Here is a 374-nt window from a genome sequence, read left to right on the forward strand (position 1 = left end):
CAAGGGGTCGCAGGTTCGAATCCTGTCTTCCCGATTGTTTCATCTTTTATAATGGGGCCTTAGCTCAGCTGGGAGAGCGCCTGCTTTGCACGCAGGAGGTCAGCGGTTCGATCCCGCTAGGCTCCACCAATTATTTTTTTGAAAATGTGTTGACATTGTCAAAGAAATAGAGTAAGATATAAGAGTTGCTGCTAAACACGGCAACGAAGAAAAAGTGACCTTTGAAAACTGAACAAAGAAGAAGACAAAAAGCAATGAGACGTAAAGTCTCACTGGTAATCGCAGGGCAGAAAACAGAAAGCTGTTTTCAACAAAAACAAACTAGTAATTTAATTGCTAGCGAAGTCAATTTGACGCAAGGAATCTTATTCACG

Annotated in this window: 1 tRNA gene; it reads left to right on the plus strand. The window is 42.0% G+C overall.

The features are described from left to right. Positions 1-53 precede the first annotated feature (53 nt). Positions 54-129: transfer RNA gene (locus tag AC4PG0_RS14305), tRNA-Ala, on the plus strand. The last annotated feature ends 245 nt before the right edge of the window (positions 130-374 follow it).

This window comes from Listeria sp. MAN/IMW/UF464, assembly GCF_058683955.1.